This window comes from Streptosporangium sp. NPDC048886 (assembly GCF_055586905.1).
In genome coordinates this window covers 23,056-45,116 of record NZ_JBVJHH010000034.1, presented here as the reverse complement: position 1 = coordinate 45,116, position 22,061 = coordinate 23,056, and the positions used below count along the sequence as shown (strand labels likewise).

The window sequence follows — 22,061 nt, the reverse complement described above, 5'->3', positions numbered from 1 at the left end:
GGTCAGCAGATCTTGTGGACCCAGCCGTGGGCGTCGGGGCGGGAACCGTACTGGATGCCGACCAGCTCCTCGCGGATCCTGGCCGTGACGGGGCCCTGGGTGCCGTCACCGACCGTCCAGGCGCGGTCGGCGCCCTTGACCGAGCCGACGGGGGTCACGACCGCCGCGGTGCCGCAGGCGAAGACCTCGGTGAGCTCGCCGGACTCGCAGCCCGCCTGCCACTCCTCGATCGACAGACGCCCCTCCTCGGCGGTCAGGCCCAGCTCGGAGGCGAGGGCGAGGATCGAGTCGCGGGTGATGCCGGGCAGGAGCGTGCCGGTGAGGGCCGGGGTGAGCAGGCGGTCGCCGTAGACGAAGAACAGGTTCATCCCGCCCATCTCCTCGACGTAGCGGTGCTCGGCCGCGTCGAGCCAGACCACCTGGTCACAGCCCTGCTCGACGGCCTGGCGCTGGGCGACGAAGGCCGCCGCGTAGTTGCCGCCGCACTTGGCGAAGCCGGTGCCGCCGGGGGCGGCGCGGGTGTATTCGGTGGACAGCCAGACCGAGACGGCCTTGCTCCCGCCGAAGTAGGCGGCCGCCGGGGAGGCGATCACCATGTAGCGGTAGGTCCGGGACGGGTAGTTGACGCCGAGCGCGGCCTGCGTGGCGATCATGAAGGGGCGCAGGTAGAGGCTGTGCCCCGGGGTGGTGGGGACCCACTCGCGATCGGTCTGGACGAGGAGCTCCAGCGACTCGACGAACGCCTCCTCGGGCAGCTCCGGCATGGCCATCCGCACCGCCGACTGGTTGAAGCGGGCGGCGTTGGCGTAGGGCCGGAAGGCCGCGATCGCGCCGCCGTCCTGGCGGTATGCCTTCAGGCCCTCGAAGAGCTCCTGGGCGTAGTGGAAGACCGCGGTCGCCGGGTCCAGGCTCAGCGGGCCGTACGGCATGAGCCGCGCGTCGTGCCAGCCCTCTCCCTCGGTGTAGTCGATCGAGATCATGTGATCGGTGAATGTCTGCCCGAACCCGGGGCTCGCCAGTACCTGCTCACGCTCGGCTGCGGTGCGAGCGTGGTCGGAGAGCTGCACGTCGAAGCTGAGCTTCTGAGCGGTGGTCATGGCGGAGATCCTTCTCTTGAGGCGGTCTGCCCTTGGGTCCATTCTGCGGTGGACTCAGGTAACGGGAAACTACTGCATCTATGTCGAAAACCGGCACTGCAGGGATAAACGAAGACGCGCCTGGCGGCTCCAGTGAGCCGCCAGACGCGTCTGAGTGGGGGAGGCGGCTCTGTCAGCCGGCTACTCGGGCGGTGATGTCGTCACCGATCTCGTGAGTGGTCCGGCCGGTCCAGCCGGTAAGCCGCTCGACCAGGTCGTCGGCGACGGCCTGCTCGACCTTGGCGGCCTCGTCGGCCAGTCCGAGGTGGTCCAGGAGCATGGCGACCGACAGGATCGTGGCGGTCGGGTCGGCCTTGCCCTGACCCGCGATGTCGGGGGCGCTGCCGTGGACCGGCTCGAACATGCTCGGCGCGGTCCGGTCGGGGTTGATGTTGCCGCTGGCCGCCAGGCCGATGCCGCCGGCGACGGCGGCGCCGATGTCGGTGATGATGTCGCCGAAGAGGTTGTCGGTGACGATCACGTCGAACCGCTCCGGCTGGGTGACGAAGAACATCGAGGCCGCGTCGACGTGGCAGTAGTCGGTCTGGACGTCGGGGTATTCCAGACCGACCCGGTCGAACGTGCGGGCCCAGAGGTCACCGGCGTAGGTGAGCACGTTGGTCTTGTGGACCAGCGTCAGCTTCTTGCGGGGACGGCCGAGCGCCTTGTCGAAGGCGTAGCGGACGACGCGCTCGACGCCGAAGGCGGTGTTCAGCGACTCCTGGGTGGCGACCTCGTGCGGGGTGCCGCGGCGCAGCACGCCGCCCGCGCCCGCGTAGAGGCTCTCGGTGCCCTCACGGACGACGACCATGTCGATGTCTTCGGGGCGGGCCTTGCCCAGCGGGGTCTCGACGCCGGGGAAGAGCTTGACCGGGCGGAGGTTGACGTAGTGGTCGAGCTCGAAGCGGAGCCTGAGCAGCAGGTCGCGCTCCAGGATGCCCGGCGGCACGCTGGGGTCGCCGATCGCGCCGAGCAGGATCGCGTCGTATCCGCGCAGCTCGTCCAGGACCGCGTCGGTAAGGGTCTCACCGGTCCGGTGGTAGCGCTTGGCGCCGAGATCGTAGGTGACGGTCTCCACCTTCGTGCCGACCGCTTCGAGCACCTTCAGGCCCTCGGTGACGACCTCGACTCCGATCCCGTCCCCGGGGATGACTGCCAGACGAATGTTGCGCGAATCCATGCAGGCACCTTACCGGTCCGTCTCGGTAATCGAACACCGATCTCACCCATCGGACATTTTCGCGCGTACGGGACTCATGATCCACAGCCGTCCCGGCCGCTATGATCCCTTTGTCCGCTTTTGCGACGTATTGACCCTTTCGTTAAGTTTCGTTATGGTCCTCTGCATTCGAACCGATGCCTAATCCGCCGGGCCGTCCCCCCTTTCGGCCTGCGCGGAGCCGGGGAACCACTTCCGGGACCCACGGCCGCCCAGGACTCCGCGCTTCGCATGGCGGAGCCATGTCCTGAGCCGCCTTCACGGGTCCCTTGGGGCGAATCAGCGCTTCGCGCGCCGTAGGGCGGCCTCCACGCCCGAGCCCGACAGCTAACCCGGCCGGCCCTATGGAAGGAAGCATCCTGTCCGGCAAGATTCACCCCCGCGTCCTGTCCCTGTTCGTCGCCGGCGCCGCCGTGCTCGCGACCCCGTCCCTCGCGCTGGCCGACTCCCCCAAGGCCGACTCTCCCAAGGCTGACGCCCCCGCGCCCATCACCGCCACCGCGCCGCTGACCGGGCCCAAGCTCAAGGAGATCATCACCAAGAAGGCCCCCGTGCCCGCCTGGAAGCAGGCCGTGAAGTGGGCCATGTCCAAGCGCGGCACGCCCTACGTCTGGGGCGGCACCGGCAACGGCGGCTTCGACTGCTCCGGCCTGATGCTCCGCGCCTACGGCGCCGCCGGGATCAAGCTGCCCCGCGTGGCCGCCGCCCAGTACGCGGCGTTCTCCAAGAAGGTCTCCTGGAAGAACCTCAAGCCCGGTGACCTCGTCTTCTTCCACAACCTCGGGCACGTCGGCATGATCACCAAGCCGGGTTACATGGTCCACGCCCCGCAGACCGGCGACGTGGTCAAGGAGGAGAAGCTCAACTCCTGGCGTCGCAGCACGTTCGTCGGCGGCGTCCGTCCCGACCGCACGGGCGTCAAGCTCGCCGCCGAACAGGCCAAGCTCGCGGCCCAGCCCGCCCCCACGATGCTCCAGGCCACCCCCTGATCCCCGGAGGGCGCCGGTCACCCGGACCGGCGCCCCGCAGGTCGGATGAGAGCCCTACCCGGCTAGCGGGTGGGAGCGCCCCCGTTGTCGCGGCGGTCCAGGGCGGTCTGGAGCGCGTCGGCGGCCTCGTCTTCGGCGTCTTCGGGACGGTTCCAGGGATACATGTCGTACATGGCGATTCTCATCTCGGTCGCATGCGGGCAGGGAGAGATGGTCCGGACTCCGGTCACGGATCGGACCGGGCCTGAGTGCCGCGGGTCCGGATCGCGGACCGGCGGCGCGGGGCCGGCGTGCGCCACCACACCGCGGCGGGCTGCCGGCCTGCCCTGTCAGGCCCCGCCGCGGCAGGTAATGAGTGCGAGAACCTGGCGCATTTCCTGCCAGGTTACCCGCCCGTACGGACAGCGTCCCGCACTCCGTACACACTTCTCACATGCTGAGACACACAACGGCTGCCGCCCCCGGCTTCCCGGGGACGGCAGCCGTCGCCGTGCGCGCTAGTCGGCCAGGTCGACCGAGCGGCCGCTGTCGGCGCCGATCTCGGCGCCGATCACGTCGAGCACGTCGGCCGGGATGGCGGAGTCGACGGTCAGCGCGATGAGGGCCTTGCCGCCCTTCGCGTCCCGGGCCACCTGCATCGAGGCGATGTTGATGCTGTGGTCGCCGAGGATGCGGCCGACGACGCCGACGATGCCGGGGCGGTCGGTGTAGGTGAAGAACGACAGGTGGTCGGTCGGCTCGATCTCCATCTGGTAGCCGTTGACCTCGACGATCTTGGTGATCTGGCGCGGGCCCGACAGGGTGCCCGAGACCGAGACCGTCCGGCCGTCGGCCAGCACGCCGCGGACGGTGACGACGTTGCGCCAGTCGGGGCTCTCGGAGCTGGTGACCAGTTCGACGGTCACGCCGCGGTCCTTGGCCAGGAGCGGGGCGTTGACGTAGGTGACCGAGTCTTCGACCACGTCGGTGAAGATGCCCTTGAGCGCCGCCAGCTCCAGCACGCGGACGTCCTGGGCGGCGATCTCACCGCGGACCTCGACGTCGAGCCTGGTGGCGACCTCGCCCGCGAGGGCGGTGAAGACCCGGCCGAGCTTCTCGGCCAGCGGCAGGCCCGGCTTGACGTCCTCGGCGACGACGCCGCCCTGGACGTTGACCGCGTCCGGCACGAACTCCCCGGCGAGGGCGAGCTTCACGCTGCGCGCGACCTGGGTGCCGGCCTTCTCCTGGGCCTCGTGGGTGGAGGCGCCCAGATGCGGGGTGACGACGACCTGGTCCAGCTCGAACAGCGGGCTGTCGGTGACCGGCTCCTTGGGGAAGACGTCGATGCCGGCGCCGGCGACGCGGCCTTCCTTGATCGCCGAGTAGAGCGCGTTCTCGTCGATGATGCCGCCGCGGGCGACGTTGATCAGGCGCACCGACGGCTTGACCGTGTGGAGCTCCTTGTCACCGATGAGCCCGATGGTCTCCTTGGACTTGGGCAGGTGCACGGTGATGAAGTCGGCCTCGCGCAGGGCCTCCTCCAGCGAGACCAGGCGGACGCCCATCTGCGCGGCGCGGGCCGGCTGCAGGTAGGGGTCGTAGGCGATCAGCTCGACGCCGAACGGCTGCAGGCGCTGGGCGACGAGCTGACCGATCTTGCCGAGGCCCAGGATGGCGACGACCTTCTCGTCGAGCTCCACACCGGTGTACTTCGAGCGCTTCCACTCGCCGCCCTTGAGCGCCAGGTGCGCCTGGGCGACGTTGCGGGCGGAGGCGAGGATCAGCGCGACGGTGTGCTCGGCGGCGCTGGTGATGTTGGAGGTGGGCGCGTTGACGACCATGACGCCGGCCTTGGTGGCGGCCTCCACGTCCACGTTGTCCAGGCCGACGCCGGCCCGGGCGACGACCCGGAGCTTGGGGGCGGCCGCGATGGCCTCGGCGTCGACCTGCGTGGCGCTGCGCACGATGAGCGCGTCCACGTCGGCGAGGGCGGGCAGGAACTGGGCGCGGTCGGCGCCGTCGGTGTGGCGGACTTCGAAGTCCGCGCCCAGGACCGCGAGACCGGCCTCGGAGAGTTCCTCTGCGACCAGTACGACGGGCTTGTTCACAGGCTAGATCCTTAGAGACGTGGCGGCTGCTGCACGGACCTCACGTATTCTATCGGCGCTTGTGAACGCGTTCACGAGTGTCCCGCGATCCGAGACGGTCATCTGGGGTACCCACCCCCGAAGCATCCATGCGCGGAAAATTCAACTTGGTATTGCTCCAGAGAAAAGTTCACGATTACCCTCATAAGCCGTGGTCCCCTACCTATCGTTCCTCATATGAGCATCGGGAACCCCGCTCTCGGCGATGTGCTCGCGCAGCACGGCGGCCCGCACCGGCTGCTGGCGGCGCTTGCCGAATGGGGACTCCTGGTTGCCGTGCGACCGGACCGCTCCGTCGTGCTCGGCACGACGCAGGCGGGTGACCGGGTGCTGCTCGGATACACCTCGGCGAGCACCTACGCACGGCACCGTGGCAACCACTCGTTGTCGGCCTGCGACGCCGACACCATCCTCGACATCCAGCGCGTCACCGGTGTGCGGGAAATCGTGATCGACGCCGCGGGACCGGCGGCCGCCGCCGTGCCCATCGAGGACCTCCAGCGCTACCTGCTGTCGACCCGCACCGGCCCCACGCCGGCGCTGTCGGGCGTGGCCCTGACGGCATACGCGACCGGGGCGATGGCCACGGTCTCGCGTCCGCAGAATCCCCCGGCGGCCCGCCGGCCGGACTACCCGGTGGCACGCCCGCCGGAGACCCCGGTCGCGCGCCAGCCGGAGTTCCCGGTCGCGCGCCCGCCGGAGGCCCCGGTGGCACGCCCGCAGCGGGCCTCCGTGCCGGCCGCGCCCGCCCAGCCGTGGATCCCCGCACCCCGCCCCCACCTGTCGGGGCCGATGCAGATGGTGGACCCCGGCTACCGGCGGTGCGAGCACCCGATCCTGCCCGCGCTGCGCGTGGCGATCTCGCACGTGCTCGCCGACTACCCGCTCGTCCACCACGTGTGGATCTCCGAGGCCCGCACCTCCTCCGGCGCCCCGGGGATCATGCTGCACGTCAAGGTGCACATGTCGGCCGCCGAGGACGTGGTCCGGGACATCCACCGCGGGGTCCGCGCCCGGCTGCCGCAGCTCGCGGCGAGCGAGGCGCCGATCCTCATGGCCCGGGTCGCCGACGCGCGCAGCGAGCAGCGGATGGTCGAGATCGGCGCCCACGTGGTCTGCGCCGACGTCACCGGCTGACCCCCGCCGCAGCCGGCCGTACGGCGACGCCCGTCCGGAGCCGGCCGACGCGGCGCCGGCCGTACGGAGAGCGGCTACGCGGGGACGGCGGAGCGCCCGGGCGCTCCGCCGTCCCGCCGGCCGTCCGCTCCGGCGCCGGGCGCTATCCGGTGCGGCGGGCCAGCGTCACCCCGGTCCGGGCGGAGAGCCCCGCCACGAGGGCGGCCAGCACCGGCAGGCCGACCACGATCGCCGCCAGGAAGAGCCAGGGGATCTCGATCGTCGGCGGTATCGAGGGGAGCGTCAGGATCTGCCGGCCGGGCTCCGTCGTGACGACCATGGAGTAGCCCTCCTCGGCCGTCAGGGACCACGCCCCGGCGATCCCCGTGACCGAACCGGCCACCGTGCCGATCAGCACGCCGAGCCCCGCGATGAATCCGGCCTGCCCGGCGACGACCAACCGGCGCGTCCCCGGCGGGGCTCCGACGGCGGCCATCGTCGCCAGGTCGGGCCGCATGTCGGCCGCCGCGAGCCCGGTGGCGACGAACGTGCCGCCCAGCACCAGGACGAGCGCCGCCCCCAGGAGCAGCCACAGCCGCAGGGCGATCTCCCGCTCGAACCCGGCCTGGACGTGAACGTCCGTCCCCGGCGCCACCCCCCTGAGCTCCCACTCCAGGTCGAGCTCCTGCTGGAGGGTGGGCCGGTAGGAGGCGGGGTCGATGTACAGGACGCGGGGCCTCGTCTCCAGCCCGGCGGCCTGGACGGCCGCAGTGGGCAGCACCGCGACGGCGTGCTGGGGATGGGCGGCCGTGACCACGACCGCGGGGACCGTGACGCCACCGGGCACGCCGGACCTCCTCCCGTCAGGCGACCACACGTCCAGGGACAGCCGCCCGTCCCGCACCAGACTCGGATCGAACACCACCGCCTTCCCCGAGGCGAAGGCTGCGGCCGCCGCCGGGTCCGGCCGGCCCTGGACGAGGGCGAGCAGCCGTCCGTCCCCGATCGGCAGTCCGTCCACACCGAAGAAGAGCGGCGGCGAGTTCTCGGTGGGCCGGGGGCCCAGGAGGAGCACGGCGCCTTTGGCGTTGCGGGCCTCGGCGGCCTCGATCAGCGGCACCCCCGGCAGCTTCCGCTCGACGGCGGCCCTCAGCCTGTCCCATCGGGCGTCGTCGAAGCCCCTGCCGTAGACGGCTGTGGTCCCGGCGGGGCGGGTGACCTGGAAGGCATCGCGATTCTTGGCGTAGTCGCTGTTGAAGGCGGTCCCCAGCGCGGTGACCGCGGCCGCGGCGGTCATGACCGCCGCGACGGCGGAGGCGGTGCGGCCGCGATGGCGGGAGGCGTCACGGGCGGCCAGCCGGAACGGGAGCGGGAGCCGGGCGGCCGCCCGCGCGGCCTCCCTGACCAGCCTGGGCGCCAGCGCGACCAGTCCGAGCTGGGTGAGGACGGCGGTGGCGAGGACCCAGACCGCGCCGGACCTGACGGCGGTCACGGTGGCCGCGATCCCGGCGGCGACCAGGAGCAGGCCCAGCACCGGGCGGCCCACCCGGTCGCGCGCCCGGCTCCGGCGCCCGCCGAGCACCGCCGCCACGTCCTGCCGGGCCGCCTGTACGGCGGGCACCACGGCGGCGGCGGTCCCGCTGGCCGCGCCGAGGAGCGCGACGGCCACGACGGGCGTCCAGGGGATCTCCAAGGGGCCGACCCCGCCGATCAGCCGGCCCGCCTCCAGCACGGCCGACAGTGACGCCAGACCGACGCCGAGGACCGTGCCGAGCACCGCCGCGCCGCCACCGAGGACGGCGCCGTCGGCCAGGACGATCATGCGCAGGTGTCCCGGTGAGCCCCCCTGGGCGGCGATGAGCGCGAGCTCGCGGCGGCGTCTGCGGAGCCCGACCGCGAAGGCGGGACCGGCGAGCAGCACCACCTCCAGCACGATCATGGTCCCGGCGAGGCCGACCGCCACCGTCTGGTCCACGTTGCGCGGGGGTTCATCGAACTGGATCCGGGCCGGCGGATCCTCGATGACGGCACGTGACTGCACCAGCAGCCCGACGGCGTTCAGCCGCTTGACACCGGCCCACGTGACCGGCCCCGCGGTGTCGGCCAGCCAGCCGTTGCCGTAGCCGTCCCTCCTGTCGAGGAGCAGGCTGCCGGGCAGCCCCACGATCTCCCTGCTCCTGGTCTGGTGCGGGTGCTCGACCACTCCGACGACCCGCACCGCCTTCTTCTCCCGCAGGACGGACAGCGGCGCGCCGAGACGGGCCCCCCGCTCCAGCATCGCGGGGGTCACCGCGACCTCCTGGGCCGAGGCCGGCAGGCGGCCCTCCACCAGGCGATACATGCCCGCCGTCAGGGGGTCGCGCAGATCCAGCTCGCGCGCGCTCACCTGGCCGCGCTCAGCGAGGCTGCGGAAGTCGACGCTGCCCTCGTTCACCGGGACGAGCCGGGCGCCGGGGCCTAGGAGCCCGGCCAGCTCGGCCTGCGTCCACGGCCGTGTGGAGACGGGCCCCCGGCCAGCCGGGCAGCACCGGCCCGAAAGATCTTGTTTCAGCCTGCCGCGTCTCTCCGTCGTCCTGATCCGGGCGTCGGCCGCTCCGATGTCGGCCGTGAGCCGCTCCCGCGGGGTGAGGTCCGCGGTCTGGGCGAAGGTCAGCAGTCCGGTGATGACGAGGACCGGCAGGGCGATCATCGTGATGATCAGGGCGGTGCGGCCCCTGGCCCGCAGGGCGTCCCTGCGGGAGATCCGCAGCGCGGCGAGGAGGGCGCTCATGCCGTCCTCCCGTCCCACGGCCCGCGGGTCGCCGCCGTGTTCCGCGCGTCCGTCCGCTCGCTCATCGGGCGCTCTCCAGGGGGACGGCGGTGGAGTCAGTGATCTCGCCGTCGCGCAGGAAGACCACCCGGTCGGCCCAGGCGGCGTAGCGCGGCTCGTGGGTGACCAGCAGCGCGGTGGCCCCCGCGTCGCAGCGGGTGCGCAGGAGCTGGAGGATGTCGTCGCCGGTCGGGGTGTCCAGCGCGCCGGTGGGCTCGTCGGCCAGGATGAGCCGGCGCTCGCCGACCAGGGCGCGGGCGATGGCGACCCGCTGGCGCTGGCCGCCGGAGAGCTCGTCGGGGAAGCGGCCGGCGATGTCGGCCAAGCCGACCTCCTCCAGGGCGTCCATCGCCTCCCGGCGGGCCTGCCCGGTCCTGACACCGTCCAGCTCGCGCGGGAGCATGACGTTCTCCACCGCGGTGAGCGACGGGATCAGGTTGAGGTCCTGGAAGACGTAGCCGACGTGCCTGCGGCGGAGCCGGGCGAGCTCCTTGGCCGGCAGGCGCGACAGCGGGGTGCCCTCGACGGTCACCTCGCCCGAAGTGGGCCGGTCGAGCCCGCCGGCGAGGTTGAGCAGGGTGGACTTGCCGGAGCCGGACGGTCCCATCACCGCCACCAGCTCTCCGGCGGCGACGTCCAGGCTGACGTCTCGCAGCGCCGTCACGGCCTGCGGGCCGTCACCGTGCACGCGGCTGACGCCGGCGAGCCGTACGACCGGATCGAAACTCATCTCTGCTTCTCCTGCGTCTGGGGGGAGGCCGTGAGCACGGCCTCGCAGTGGTCGAGCCAGCGCTGCTCGGCCTCGGCCTGGAAGATCATCGAGTCGAGCACCAGCCGCTGCGCGGCTCCCTCGGCGCTCGCTCGCTTGGCGCGGGTGAGCTCCTGCAGCGTGCGCATGGTGGCGCCGCGCTGGGCCTGGATGACGGGCCGCACGTCGGCGGCGGCGGTGACCGCCATCGCGAGCTTGATGACCAGCTCGTCCCGGGGCCGGTCGGCCTGGGCGACGGGGGTGCTGAACCATCGCTCCATCTCGGTCCGACCGGCCTCGGTGATCGTGTAGACGACCCGGCCCTGGTCGTCCTGCTCGCCGGGGGTCACCAGACCGTCGCGTTCCATGCGCGAGAGCGTCGTATAGACCTGGCCGATGTTGAGCGGCCAGGTCGCCCCTGTGGACGCCTCGAACTCGGCACGCAACTGGTAGCCGTAGCGGGGCCCCTGGCTCAGCAGGGCGAGCAGCCCTTGTCGGATCGCCATGAATACTGAGTATGCATACTCAGTATGGTCACGGCAAGCGAGGCAAGAGATCCGCATATTCTGGACAGGCTCCGCTCCTGGGGCTGATACTCGGGAGATGAGCTCGCCGACGCCCCCGTCCCGCGCGTCCGATGGGGACCGCGACCGTGCGATCAACGAGCTCCGCGACCGCGCCGTCGAGGGCCACCTCTCGCACGAGACCTTCCTCGGCCGTGTCGACATGGCACTGCGCGCGCGCAGCCAGGGGGAGCTCGACAGCCTGGTGGCCGACCTGCCACAGCGGGGCCGGTTCCGCCGCATGGTGACCGAGATCGTCTCCTCGGCCTCCGACTTCACCAAGCGCGTGGAGTCGGCCTGGCGGCGTCCCCGGCTGCCCCGGCTCGCGCTGCCCGGCGACAGCCGCACCCGTTACGTGGTCGGCCGCGGCTCGGCCTGCGACCTGGTCCTGGCCGACCTGACCGTCTCGCGGGTGCACGCCGAGCTCCGCCGCGACGACGACGGCTGGATCGTCGTCGACCTCGGCTCGCTCAACGGCACCCGGCTGAACGACTGGCGCCTGGTCGGGCCGGCGAAGGTCCGCCCGGGAGACGTCCTCTCCTTCGGCGACTGCATGTTCCTGGTGATCACTCCCCAGCTGATCTGAGCGTCTCCGCGGTGAGGGGATAGCGCACCGTCAGCAGGGCGCTGACCCCGGCCGCGAGCGCGGGCAGCAGCGTGCCGCCGTACAGCGCGGCCATGACCGCCGCCTCGGGCTGCGCCACCGGCGTGCCGGGGTCGGACTCCACGAACCCGGCCGCGCCGAGCAGCCAGCCGAGCACCAGCGCGCCGAGCGCGAAGACCACGGTCTCGCAGGCCGTCCAGAGGCCGGTGAACACCCCGGCGCGGCGCCTGCCGGTGACCAGCGCGTCATGGGCGATCACGTCCGACAGCATGGAGAACTGCAGCAGCTGGAGCCCCGCGTAGCCGACGCCCACGACGAGCACGCACACGTGCGCGTAGACCGGCCCGAGCTCCCCGGCGAACGCCAGCCCGACCGTGCCCGCCGTGAACAGCGCCGACCCGAGGACCATCGCCCCGCGCTTGTCGTAGCGCCTGGACAGCCGGACCCACGCCGGCATCGTGACCAGCAGCGGCCCGACGACGCACAGGAAGAGCGTGGTGGTCGCCCCGGGGTCGCCCAGGACGTAGGTGGCCAGGTACGGCGCGCCCGCCAGCAGGGTGCCCGCGGCGAACATCTGGGCGCAGCTCAGGCCGAGCAGCACCATGAACGGCCGGCTGGAGCGGGCCGCGGCGAACTGGGCGCGGATGGACGCCTCCGCCTCCACCCTGGCGACCATCGGCGCGCGGGCCGTGCCCGCGAAGGAGGTGAGCATGAAGACCAGCAGCACCGCCCCGACGACCAGGCCCATGAGCCGGTAGCCGGCGGCCTCGGTGCCGGCGATCGCCGGCGCGACGGCCCCGGACAGCAGGATCGCCAGGCCGACGAAGACCATCTTCCACTGCAGCAGCGCCGAGCGCTCGTGGTAGTCGTCGGTCATCTCGGCGGCCATCGCCTTGTAGGGCACCTCATAGAAGGCGTAGGCCGTCGCGGTGAGGAAGTAGCAGACGGCGACGTACAGCGCGGCGGGAGTGCCAGTGAGCGGCGGGCCGGCGAACGTCAGCGCGAACGCCACGGGCAGGGTGAGCGCGCCCAGGAGCATCCACGGGCGGCGCGCGCCCATCCGCGAGACCGTCCGGTCGGAGCGCTGGCCCACCCAGGGATTGATGAGCATGTCCCACACCTTGGGGAGGAAGACCACGATGCCGGCCAGCCACGCGGGGACCGCCAGCACGTTGGTCATGTAGAACAACAGCAGCAATCCCGGGACCGTGGAGAACGTCGCGGTGGAGACTGAGCCGATGCCGTAGCCGATGCGGACCCCGCGCGGCACGGTGACGACGGCGGGAGCGGGCTCCGGTGTGACCATGACCACATTCAATCGCAGCAAGCGACCGCTCGGCAGTCCGGAAGATACGAATATTTCCGTATTGTCACCCAGCCCGCGATTCCCGATGATCTCGGCAAACCCCCTTAGGCACCGGGAGAAACCGTGCGCCCCTCACGACGGACCACAATCTCTGTCTCCGCCCTCCTTCTCGCCAGTCTCGCCTGGGCCTCGGCCCCGGCGAGCGCGCTCGAACCCACCTCCGGCGTCACCGATCTGGTCAAGGACATCGACCAGATCCTCAGCGACGCCCGGCTGACCCCCGCGCGGGCGGGAGTGGTGGTCAAGAGCGCCGCCTCCGGGGAGGAGCTCTACACCCTGGACTCGGGCAAGATCCTCACCCCCGCCTCCAACGCCAAGCTGGTGACCTCGGCCGCCGCGGTCGAGACCCTCGGCCTGGACTACCGCTTCACCACGAGCGTGCTGTCCAGCGGCCGCCGGGCCGGCTCGGCCCTCGCCGGGAACCTCTACCTCCGGGGCACCGGCGATCCGACCCTCCTGGCCGCTGACTACGACGCGCTGGCCGCCCGCGTCGCCGCCTCGGGGATCAAGGTGGTCACCGGCAAGCTGGTCGCCGACGACACCTGGTTCGACTCGGTACGGCTCGGCACCGACTGGGCCTGGGACGACGAGCCGTACTACTACGCGGCGCAGATCTCCGCGCTGACCGCCTCGCCGAACACCGACTACGACGCCGGGAGCGTCATCGTCTCGGTCGCCCCCGGTGACGCCGCGGGCAGGCCCGCCAAGGTCTCCACCACCCCCGAGACCGACTACCTGAAGATCGACAACCGGGCGACGACCGGGACCGAGACCGACGTGCTGGTCGAGCGGCAGCACAGCACCAACACCGTGGTGATCACCGGGACCGTCGCGGAGAAGTACGACGAGTGGGTCGCCGTCGACGACCCCACCGGATACGCCGCCTCGCTCTTCCGTAAGGCACTGGCCAAGCACGGCGTGCGGGTGCTGGGTCCCACCGCCCGCGAGGCGGCCCCGCCGGGAGCCGCCACCGTGGTCTCGCACGAGTCGATGCCGCTCGGCGAGCTGCTCGTGCCGTTCATGAAGCTCAGCAACAACATCCACGCCGAGATCCTGACCAAGGCCATCGGCCGCAAGGTCTCCGGGGCCGGGACCTGGAGCGCCGGGCTCGCCGCCATCACCTCCTTCGCCCGGGCCAACGGCATGCCGACGCTGCGCATGCGGGACGGCTCCGGCCTGTCCCGGGTGGACGGTCTCACCCCCGGCGGCGTCACCGGCCTGCTGATCGCGCTGCGCGCCAAGCCCTGGTTCTCCACCTGGTACGGCTCGCTGCCGATCGCCGGTGACCCCGACCGGATGGTCGGCGGCACGCTCCGGAGCCGGATGCGCGGCACCCCGGCCGCCGGCAACGTCCACGCCAAGACCGGTTCGCTGACCGGCGTCACGTCCCTGTCCGGCTACGTGACCAGCGCGGACAACGAGCCCCTGGTCTTCTCCGTCATGCTCAACCAGTTCCTGTCCGGCTCTCCCAAGGACATCGAGGACAAGATCGCCATCCGCCTCGCCCAGTTCAGCCGGACCGCCCCGGCCGACGTGGCGAGCGTCCAGCTCCGCCAGGCTCCGCAGGAGCCGGCCGACGTCGAGTGCTCCTGGCTCAAGCCCGTCGGCTGCTGAGCCGCCGGCCGCCTCCCCGCCGCCGCGCGGCGGCGGGGAGTGGGGGGTGGGAACGGTCCCAGACGCTTCTCAGGCCACTCCGGTTTACCTGGAACTCACAATTAATATCCGGAATTTAGTGACAAGGGGGATATATCACCGACAGAATGCGGAGCCATCCAGCGTCCACCCCACTGGAGGAACCGATATGCGCAGACCGCTAGGGGTACTCGCGTGCCTCGGGAGCCTGGCGGCACTCAGCACGCCGGTCACGGCCCACGCCGCGACGGCGTCGCAGACCGCATGCCGCGTGTACGCGGCCGCTCCCTACGTCACAGCCGCCGGAAAGATCCAGGCGTCGGCCGCGCGGCTCGGCTGCGGCGACACCGCGCTGGTCCGCATCCGCGTCAAGCGTGCCGAGGCCGGCCCCGACCCGGTCGTCAGGAGCGCCTCCCGCAGGGGCGGCAACGGGCGGGTCACCGTCGCGCTGCCGTGCGCCCCCGGCGTCTACTACGCGGTCGTCACCGACTACCGCGGCCACTCGGGCACATCCAAGGCCGCCCGGCTGTCCTGCTCCCCCACGGGCACGCCGTCCCCCACGGCCACCCCCACCCCCATCCCCACGGCGACCTCCTCGCCCAAGCCTTCGGCGACCCCCACCCCCACGACTCCCCCGCCGGCCGGCACCGTGGGGACGGCCGAGGAGAACGAGGTCGTGCGGCTGACCAACGCCGAGCGGGCGAAGGGCGGCTGCCAGCCGCTCAAGCACGACGCGCAGCTCCGCAAGGCCGCCTACGGCCACTCGGCCGACATGGCGGAGCAGGGCTACTTCAGCCACACCTCCAAGGACGGCCACAGCTTCATGGACCGCATCCGAGGGGCCGGCTTCACCGGCGGGTCGGGCTGGGCGGAGAACATCGCCATGGGCCAGCCGACCCCGGCCGCCGTGGTCGGCTCCTGGATGAACAGCCCGGGCCACAAGGCCAACATCATGAACTGCAAGTACACCCTCATCGGTGTCGGCGCGGCCAAGAACGCCAAGGGCCAGATCTACTGGACCCAGGTCTTCGCCGCCAAGTAGGGGCCCCGGCCCCGCCGGAGACGGCAGCGACAGCGACAGCGACAAGAACGGCGACGCCCCCGTGACGGATGACCGTCACGGGGGCGTCGCCGTACGGGCGGGCCCGTTCACCCACGGGCCGCCGGTGACCCGGTGCTACTTGAGCCAGCTCATCATCGGGCGGAGCTTGGCGCCGGTCTTCTCGATCGGGTGCTGGGCCAGCTCGTCACGGTAGGCGGTGAACTTCTTCTGGCCGCCGTCGAACTCGTCCACCAGCTCCTTGGCGAACTCGCCGGACTGGATCTCGGCGAGGATGCGCTGCATCTCCTTCTTGGTCTCCGGCGTCACGACGCGCGGGCCACGGGAGTAGCCGCCGTACTCGGCGGTGTCGGAGACCGACCAGTACATCTTGTGGATGCCGCCCTCGTACATCAGGTCGACGATCAGCTTCATCTCGTGGAGGCACTCGAAGTAGGCGACCTCGGGCTGGTAGCCGGCCTCGATCAGGGTCTCGAAACCGGCCTTGATCAGCTCGGACACGCCACCGCAGAGGACGGCCTGCTCACCGAACAGGTCGGTCTCGGTCTCCTCGGTGAAGGTCGTCTTCAGCGCGCCGGCGCGGGTGCCGCCGATGCCCTTGGCGTAGGACAGCGCGAGGTCCCAGGCGCTGCCGCTGGCGTCCTTCTCCACCGCGACGAGGCACGGCACGCCGCGGCCCGCGGTGTACTGGCGGCGGACGAGGTGGCCGGGGCCCTTGGGGGCGACCATCGCGACGTCGACGCCCTCGGGGGCCTCGATGAGGCCGTAGCGGATGTTGAGGCCGTGGCCGAAGAAGAGGGCGTCGCCCTCGACGAGGTTCGGTGCCACGTGCTCGGCGTAGAGGTGCCGCTGGACGTGGTCCGGCGCCAGGATCATGGTCAGGTCGGCCTCTTCGACGGCCTCCGCCGGGGTGACCACCCGCAGGCCGTCGGCCTCGGCCTTCTCCCGGCTCTTGGAGCCCTCCAGCAGGCCGACCCGGACGTCGACGCCGGAGTCGCGCAGGGACAGGGCGTGGGCGTGGCCCTGGCTGCCGTACCCCAGGACGGCCACGTGCCTACCCTGGATGATCGACAGGTCGGCCTGGTCGTCGTAGAAGATCTCAGTCACTTGCTTAACCTTTCGGGTTTCTCTGCTTACGCGGTCCGGTCCAGGGCCCGGAGCGAACGGTCGGTTATGGAACGGGCGCCGCGGCCGATGGCCACCATGCCCGACTGGACGAGCTCCTTGATGCCGAACGGCTCCAGGAGCTTGATGAAGGCCTGCAGCTTGTCCGGCGTGCCGGTGACCTCTATCGTCACCGCGTCAGGGGCGACGTCAACACACCGCGCGCGGAAGAGGTTGACCAGTTCCAGCACGCTGGAGCGGGTCTCGGAGTCGGCCCGCACCTTGATCAGCGTGAGCTCGCGCTGCACGGCCTGCGCCGGGTCGAGCTCCACGATCTTCAGCACGTTGATCAGCTTGTTGAGCTGCTTGGTGACCTGCTCCAACGGCAGGTCCTCGACGTTGACCACGATGGTCATCCGCGAGATGTCCTCGTGCTCGGTCGGCCCGACCGCCAGCGAGTCGATGTTGAACCCCCGGCGGCTGAACAGCGACGCGACGCGCGCGAGCACGCCGGGCTTGTTCTCCACCAGCACGGAGAGCGTGTGCCTGCTCATGCCTTCCTCCTCGCCTGACGGCCCGCCCGCGCGTCCGCCGGGCATCCGCGCCCGCTTCGATCACTCACCGCTAGTCCTCGCTGTCCCAGACCGGCGCCATGTCGCGCGCGAACTTGATGTCGTCGTTGCTGGTCCCGGCCGCCACCATCGGCCAGACCATGGCGTCCTGGTGGACCACGAAGTCGACCACGACGGGCACGTCGTTGATCTCCATCGCCTTCTTGATGGTCGCGTCCACGTCCTCCGGCCGCTCGCACCGCAGGCCGACGCAGCCGTAGGCCTCGGCCAGCTTCACGAAGTCGGGGATCCGGCGGACCGTCTGCAGGTCGGTGTTGGAGTAGCGCTGGTTGTAGAACAGCGTCTGCCACTGCCGGACCATGCCGAGGTTGCCGTTGTTGATGATCGCGACCTTGATCGGCACGCCCTCGATGGTGCAGGTGGCCAGCTCCTGGTTGGTCATCTGGAAGCAGCCGTCGCCGTCGATGGCCCAGACCGTGGTGTCGGGGCTGCCCATCTTGGCACCCATCGCCGCCGGGAGCGAGAAGCCCATCGTGCCGGCGCCGCCGGAGTTGATGAAGGTGCCCGGGTTCTCGTAGCCGATGAACTGGGCGGCCCACATCTGGTGCTGGCCGACGCCCGCGGTGTAGATGGCGTCCGGCCCGACGATCGCGCTCAGCCGCTCCATGACGTACTGCGGGGCGAGGGAGCCGTCCTCGAACTCGTCGTAGCCCAGCGGGTAGGTCGCCCGGTAGGCGTCGAGCTGGGTCCACCACTCGCTGTAGTCGCCCTTGCGGTCCTCGTTGCGCACCGCGGTGATCAGCTCGGAGAGGACCTCCTTGCAGTCGCCCACGATCGGGACGTCCGCGTGCCGGTTCTTGGAGATCTCCGCCGGGTCGATGTCGGCGTGCACGATCTTGGCGTGCGGGGCGAAGGTGGACAGCTCACCGGTGACGCGGTCGTCGAAGCGGACGCCGAGCCCGATGATCAGGTCGGAGCGCTGCAGCGCCCCGACCGCCGGCACCGAGCCGTGCATGCCCGGCATGCCCAGGTGCTGGCGGTGGCTGTCGGGGAAGGTGCCGCGCGCCATGAGCGTGGTGACCACGGGGATGCCGGTCAGCTCGGCGAACTCCATCAGCTCCGCCGCCGCCCGCGCCTTGTGGACGCCGCCGCCGACGTAGAGCACGGGCCGCCTGGCGTCGGCGATCAGCTTGGCCGCCTCCCGGATCTGCTTGGAGTGCGGCCGGGTCACCGGGCGGTAGCCCGGCAGCTGCATCACCGGCGGCCACTGGAAGACCGTCTTGGCGGTGAGCGCGTCCTTGGAGATGTCGACCAGCACCGGCCCCGGGCGCCCCGTCGCGGCGATGTGGAACGCCTCGGCGATGGTCCTGGCGATGTCGGCCGGGTCGGTGACCAGGAAGTTGTGCTTGGTGATCGGCATGGTGATGCCGGAGATGTCGGCTTCCTGGAACGCGTCGGTGCCGATGGCGTTACTGGGCACCTGGCCGGTGATCGCGACGATCGGGACCGAGTCCATGTAGGCGTCGGCGATCGGGGTGACCAGGTTGGTCGCGCCCGGGCCGCTGGTGGCCATGCAGACCCCGACCCTGCCGGTGGCCTGCGCGTAGCCCTGCGCCGCGTGGCCGGCCCCCTGCTCGTGCCGGACGAGCACGTGCCGGACCTTGGCCGAGTCGTAAAGGGGATCGTAGGCGGGGAGAATCGCGCCGCCCGGGATCCCGAACACGGTGTCGACCCCGACGTGCTCCAGCGCTCTGACGAGGGCCTGGGCTCCTGTCATCTGTTCGGTCATCGGCTCGTTCCTTGTATGGCTCAGCAAGTTTGGCGGCATAAAAAATGCCCCATTCCGCCTGGGACGGCGGAGCTGGGGCGGCGCGCAGGTCGAAGTGCTTCGCTATCGGCCTGCGCGCCGGCGAAGTACTACGAGAATCCCACTGTGATGCATGGCTCCACCATGGCCGACAGAGTGTGTCTGCGTCAAATTCATGGGACAGGAGTCTCAAAGTCCGAGATGGCGGACCTCCGGTGCGGACGCCCTCCGCACCGGAGGTCCGCAGTGCCGGTACGGCCGGGGGGTGAGCAAGGACACACCCCGTCACCGCCACGCGGAGCCCACCGGCCGGGCCACGCGGGACGGCCCCGGCCGGTCAGACGCCGCTGTGCAGGCTGGACAGGCTGGTGCGCATGAGCGAGTCGACCCCGCGGGCGGCCATCGGCCGCGCCACCAGGAAGCCCTGCCCCCGGGTGCAGCCCATCTCGCGCAGCAGCTCCAGCTGCTCGGGACGCTCGATGCCCTCGGCGACCACGATCAGCCCCAGATCGTGGCCGAGCCGTACGATCGTGCGGGTCAGCAGCGTCAGCGTCTCGTCGCGGCCGAGCCCGGACACGAACGACGGATCGATCTTGATCATGTCCACCGGGAGCTGCCTCAGGAACGCCAGTGAGGCGTAGCCGGTGCCGAAGTCGTCGATGGCCAGCCGCACCCCGAGCCGGCGCAGCTCCGACAGCCGGGTGATGGTCTCCTCGGCGTCTTCGACCAGCATCTCCTCGATGACCTCAAGGGTCAGCGCGCTGGGCGGCAGGCCGCTCTCGGTGAGCGCCGACTCGACGGTCTCCACGAAGCGCGGCGCCATGATCTGCCGGGCCGACAGGTTGAGCGACAGCCCGATGTCCCAGGAGGAGGCGCGCCAGGCGGCCACCTCCCGGCAGGCCTCACGCAGGATCCACTCGCTCAGCGGGACGATCAGGCCGGTGTCCTCGGCCGGGCCGAGGAACTGCTCGGGCGGCACGAACGCGCTCCCCCGCCACCAGCGCACCAGCGCCTCGACCGCGGTGACGCGCGAGGTGGCCAGGTCCACCACCGGCTGGTATTCGATGGCGAACTGGTTCTCCAGCAGCGCCCGCTGCAGGTCGGCGGCGAGCTCCAGGCGGCGCACCACGTCGGCGTGCATGTGCGCGGCGAACACCTCGACCCGGCGCCCGCCGAGGTCCTTGGCCCTGGCCATCGCCACGTCGGCGTTGCGGATCAGGTCGGCCGAGGACACGTCGTCGTCGGCGAAGGCCACCCCGACGCTCGCGGTCAGCGCCACGTCACGGTCGGCGACCCGGAACGGTTCGGAGGAGACCGTGCGGACCAGCCGCTCGGCCAGGTCCACCGCCGTCTGGGCGTCCACCGCGGCCTCCAGCAGCACCGCGAACTCGTCGCCGCCCCAGCGGGCCAGGGTGTCGTCGGCCCGTACGGCGGCGCGGAGCCTGCGGGCGGCCTGGCCGAGCAGGTAGTCACCGCTGGCGTGGCCGACCGAGTCGTTGACCGCCGTGAAGCCGTCCAGGTCCAGGAAGACCACGACGGCGCTGCTCGCGCCGGGACGGACCAACACCTCGCGGGTGCGCTCCTCGAAGTAGGCCCGGTTCGGCAGGCCGGTGATGCCGTCGTGGAAGGTCAGGTGGGCGACCTGGTTGCGCAGCGCCTCCTGGTCGCTGACATCGCGGGTGGTGACCAGCAGCAGGTCCTCGCCCCGCACGTGCCGGGTGGCGACCGACTCGGTGGGCCGCCAGGTGCCGTCGGCGGCCCGGACCCGGCAGGCGATCATGCAGGTGCCCGGCGCCTCGACCGGCTCCTCGTCCAGGCTCATCGCGCGCAGCGCCACCTGGATGCCGGGCGCGTCCTCGGGGTGGATGTAGTCGAAGACCGTCCGGCCGACCAGCTCCTCCGGGCGGTAGCCGTAGGTGATCTCGACGCCCTCGCCGATCTCCCGCACCACGCCGTCGTAGTCGCACAGCAGGACCACGTCGCCGGTGCTCTCGGCCAGGTCCTGGAGCTGCCGCTCGCCGAGGTCCACCAGGCGCCGCATCCGGCCCGTCTCCAGCAGCACCACGAACATACGCACCGCCAGGACGCCGACGATCGACGCCGCCACGACGGCCAGGACCGCGACCGGCCCCTGCACCCGGCCGCCGAGCACGCGCAGGAGCACGACCACGGTGGCCAGCGCGACGAGGATCAGCGGCAGGGCCGCGATCAGCGAGGAGGCGGCGGGGCCGACGGACGGCCGCCGGTCGTGGTCGGGGTCCATGGCGCGTGCCGTGCGCCGGCTCCACGGGACCGCCGCGAGCAGCAGGAAGGCCGCCGGCGCCGGCCACACCCCGAGCGACGACGGGGCGTCGCCCACCCGGGCCAGCGCGGTGACCGTCTCGGCCGCCGTGATGGCCGCCAGCACGGCCAGCGCCGCCAGGCCCATCGGCCAGGCCGAGCGCCGGACCGGCACCACCACCGGACCCACGGCGCAGGCGAGGATCAGGCACACCAGCGGCGGGGCGACGGTGACCGCGAAGGTGCCCGCGTCGTCGGCGTGGCGGTAGGCCGGGCCCAGCAGGAGGACCCAGCCGATCACGAAGAGCGAGGCGGCGCACATGTAGGAGTCGGCGAGGTCACGCAGCAGCGCCCGCCCGTGCGACGGCCGGGTGGCCGACAGGCCGGTGCCGACGGTGAGCATCGCCGTGCCGACGAGGACCACCAGGTCGGCGAAGGTCACGACGAAGGGCGTGCCGTCCGCGAGCGGCCGCACGCCGATCCCGACCAGCCAGGTGAGCGAGCCACCGGCCAGCCAGCGCCAGGCCGGCGCCCTGCGCCGGTCGGCGCCCCGCACGACCGCGACGGACAGCGAGACGGCGGCGATCGCGGCGGCGACGACACCCGCCACCGCGCCGACGATCACGGCCGGAGCACCACTGAGAAGGGCGGCAACGAGCCCCACCGCCCCGGTCGCGGCGGCGGCGGTCAGCGCTACCCGGGGGTCACGCCAGCGGATCAATGTCGTCTGCCCATCAGTGTCGGTTCGTCTCGCTTCCGCGACGGCACACGGCCAGTGTGTGCTCTCCGGCCGGTACGGGTGGTGACAACGCCGCAGTCGTCACCGATCTGATAACCATGCGAGCGATCAGGATCGCAGTTATTCACCGTACGTACCGGAGGTCACGAGGCAGCCACGGTCCGGATTCCTTTCCCGGTCGGTACGGAAAG

General features: G+C 71.5%; 17 protein-coding genes and 1 riboswitch. Of the genes, 5 read left to right on the top strand and 12 right to left on the bottom strand.

Annotated elements, in window-relative coordinates:
- Nucleotides 1-2 precede the first annotated feature (2 nt).
- Both ACZ6R6_RS34285 and ACZ6R6_RS34280 read right to left on the bottom strand, forming a co-directional pair.
- The gene (locus ACZ6R6_RS34285; protein ID WP_470100443.1) at nt 3-1,097 is read right to left on the bottom strand and encodes a branched-chain amino acid aminotransferase; all 1,095 of its coding nucleotides are present in this window, start codon (nt 1,095-1,097) and stop codon (nt 3-5) included.
- 172 nt (nt 1,098-1,269) lie between these two features.
- Nucleotides 1,270-2,316, bottom strand: coding sequence for a 3-isopropylmalate dehydrogenase (locus ACZ6R6_RS34280; protein WP_470100441.1), 1,047 nt, complete (start codon nt 2,314-2,316; stop codon nt 1,270-1,272).
- Nucleotides 2,317-2,483: 167 nt separating this feature from the next.
- Nucleotides 2,484-2,712, top strand: a riboswitch (cyclic di-AMP (ydaO/yuaA leader).
- Between ACZ6R6_RS34280 and ACZ6R6_RS34275 the strand changes: the two genes are divergently transcribed.
- Nucleotides 2,700-3,344, top strand: coding sequence for a C40 family peptidase (locus ACZ6R6_RS34275; RefSeq protein ID WP_470100439.1), 645 nt, complete (start codon nt 2,700-2,702; stop codon nt 3,342-3,344). (Overlaps the previous riboswitch by 13 nt.)
- Before the next feature lie 62 nt (nt 3,345-3,406).
- On the opposite strand, the gene ACZ6R6_RS34270 is transcribed toward ACZ6R6_RS34275, so the two are convergent.
- Nucleotides 3,407-3,529 carry a hypothetical protein gene (locus tag ACZ6R6_RS34270; RefSeq protein WP_306864946.1) on the bottom strand — a complete coding sequence of 41 codons (123 nt, stop codon included), beginning with the start codon at nt 3,527-3,529 and terminating at the stop codon, nt 3,407-3,409.
- A 312-nt stretch (nt 3,530-3,841) separates the two neighbouring features.
- Nucleotides 3,842-5,431 carry a phosphoglycerate dehydrogenase gene (serA, locus tag ACZ6R6_RS34265; protein ID WP_470100437.1) on the bottom strand — a complete coding sequence of 530 codons (1,590 nt, stop codon included), beginning with the start codon at nt 5,429-5,431 and terminating at the stop codon, nt 3,842-3,844.
- A 216-nt stretch (nt 5,432-5,647) separates the two neighbouring features.
- On the opposite strand from serA, the gene ACZ6R6_RS34260 reads away from it, so the two are divergent.
- Nucleotides 5,648-6,607 (top strand): hypothetical protein, encoded by a 960-nt coding sequence (locus ACZ6R6_RS34260; protein WP_470100435.1) that lies wholly within the window; start codon nt 5,648-5,650, stop codon nt 6,605-6,607.
- 142 nt (nt 6,608-6,749) lie between these two features.
- On the opposite strand, the gene ACZ6R6_RS34255 is transcribed toward ACZ6R6_RS34260, so the two are convergent.
- The 3 genes from ACZ6R6_RS34255 to ACZ6R6_RS34245 form a co-directional block, all read right to left on the bottom strand.
- A complete protein-coding gene (locus ACZ6R6_RS34255; protein ID WP_470100433.1) occupies nt 6,750-9,356 on the bottom strand; it encodes an FtsX-like permease family protein in 2,607 nt (868 codons plus the stop codon).
- Between the two features lie 61 nt (nt 9,357-9,417).
- A complete protein-coding gene (locus ACZ6R6_RS34250) occupies nt 9,418-10,125 on the bottom strand; it encodes an ABC transporter ATP-binding protein (protein WP_470100431.1) in 708 nt (235 codons plus the stop codon).
- Nucleotides 10,122-10,649, bottom strand: coding sequence for a PadR family transcriptional regulator (locus ACZ6R6_RS34245; protein ID WP_306864932.1), 528 nt, complete (start codon nt 10,647-10,649; stop codon nt 10,122-10,124). The genes ACZ6R6_RS34250 and ACZ6R6_RS34245 overlap by 4 nt, the downstream gene beginning before the upstream one ends.
- Before the next feature lie 97 nt (nt 10,650-10,746).
- On the opposite strand from ACZ6R6_RS34245, the gene ACZ6R6_RS34240 reads away from it, so the two are divergent.
- Nucleotides 10,747-11,292 (top strand): DUF1707 and FHA domain-containing protein, encoded by a 546-nt coding sequence (locus ACZ6R6_RS34240; protein WP_306864930.1) that lies wholly within the window; start codon nt 10,747-10,749, stop codon nt 11,290-11,292.
- Here ACZ6R6_RS34240 and ACZ6R6_RS34235 read toward each other — a convergent pair.
- Complete coding sequence (locus tag ACZ6R6_RS34235; protein ID WP_470100428.1) at nt 11,273-12,616, bottom strand: MFS transporter; 1,344 nt, start codon at nt 12,614-12,616, stop codon at nt 11,273-11,275. The genes ACZ6R6_RS34240 and ACZ6R6_RS34235 overlap by 20 nt on opposite strands.
- Nucleotides 12,617-12,739: 123 nt before the next feature.
- Here ACZ6R6_RS34235 and dacB point away from each other — a divergent pair, with 123 nt between their 5' ends.
- Both dacB and ACZ6R6_RS34225 read left to right on the top strand, forming a co-directional pair.
- Nucleotides 12,740-14,290 carry a D-alanyl-D-alanine carboxypeptidase/D-alanyl-D-alanine endopeptidase gene (gene dacB / locus ACZ6R6_RS34230; protein ID WP_470100426.1) on the top strand — a complete coding sequence of 517 codons (1,551 nt, stop codon included), beginning with the start codon at nt 12,740-12,742 and terminating at the stop codon, nt 14,288-14,290.
- A 187-nt stretch (nt 14,291-14,477) separates the two neighbouring features.
- Complete coding sequence (locus ACZ6R6_RS34225; RefSeq protein ID WP_470100424.1) at nt 14,478-15,350, top strand: CAP domain-containing protein; 873 nt, start codon at nt 14,478-14,480, stop codon at nt 15,348-15,350.
- 135 nt (nt 15,351-15,485) lie between these two features.
- Here ACZ6R6_RS34225 and ilvC read toward each other — a convergent pair whose 3' ends face one another.
- The 4 genes from ilvC to ACZ6R6_RS34205 form a co-directional block, all read right to left on the bottom strand.
- A complete protein-coding gene (ilvC, locus tag ACZ6R6_RS34220) occupies nt 15,486-16,466 on the bottom strand; it encodes a ketol-acid reductoisomerase (RefSeq protein ID WP_470100582.1) in 981 nt (326 codons plus the stop codon).
- A gap of 35 nt (nt 16,467-16,501) precedes the next feature.
- The gene (gene ilvN, locus ACZ6R6_RS34215; protein WP_306864917.1) at nt 16,502-17,026 is read right to left on the bottom strand and encodes an acetolactate synthase small subunit; all 525 of its coding nucleotides are present in this window, start codon (nt 17,024-17,026) and stop codon (nt 16,502-16,504) included.
- A gap of 70 nt (nt 17,027-17,096) precedes the next feature.
- Nucleotides 17,097-18,872: an acetolactate synthase large subunit gene (locus tag ACZ6R6_RS34210; RefSeq protein WP_470100421.1), complete on the bottom strand. Its 1,776-nt coding sequence runs from the start codon at nt 18,870-18,872 to the stop codon at nt 17,097-17,099.
- A gap of 316 nt (nt 18,873-19,188) precedes the next feature.
- A complete protein-coding gene (locus ACZ6R6_RS34205; RefSeq protein ID WP_470100580.1) occupies nt 19,189-21,849 on the bottom strand; it encodes a putative bifunctional diguanylate cyclase/phosphodiesterase in 2,661 nt (886 codons plus the stop codon).
- Nucleotides 21,850-22,061: the final 212 nt, after the last annotated feature.